Raw genomic sequence first — 241 nt, 5'->3', positions numbered from 1 at the left:
CACCTGGGCCGGTTCAATGCCGGTCAGCGCAAGAAAACGCGAAAACATGTCGGGTTCATTTGCAAGCCAGCCGAGTACGGCGATCGCCGTTTCATGCGGATCCCTGGCCAGTTGTTTAGAGGTCTTGAAGTTGCTTTGCATTTCGCTGGGTAAGTTACCTTTTTTTCAACCAAATACCGGTAGCTTGCCGCTATCGGTTTCGTCGAGCCGCGCGTTCGCAGGTCGCTTCTTGTCAGGCGGA

Annotated in this window: 1 protein-coding gene; it reads right to left on the bottom strand. The window is 54.4% G+C overall.

What is annotated here, in order from left to right:
- Window positions 1-141, bottom strand: a 141-nt coding sequence (locus tag SB772_RS44975) for a DUF3572 family protein (protein WP_410839149.1), incomplete at its 3' end; no start/stop codon positions are given.
- Between the last annotated feature and the right edge of the window lie 100 nt (window positions 142-241).

Source organism: Paraburkholderia sp. SIMBA_030 (assembly GCF_046535245.1).
Taxonomy (GTDB): Bacteria; Pseudomonadota; Gammaproteobacteria; order Burkholderiales; family Burkholderiaceae; genus Paraburkholderia.
The sequence above is the reverse complement of the archived record's forward strand: the minus strand, read 5'-3'. Positions and strand labels throughout refer to the sequence as shown.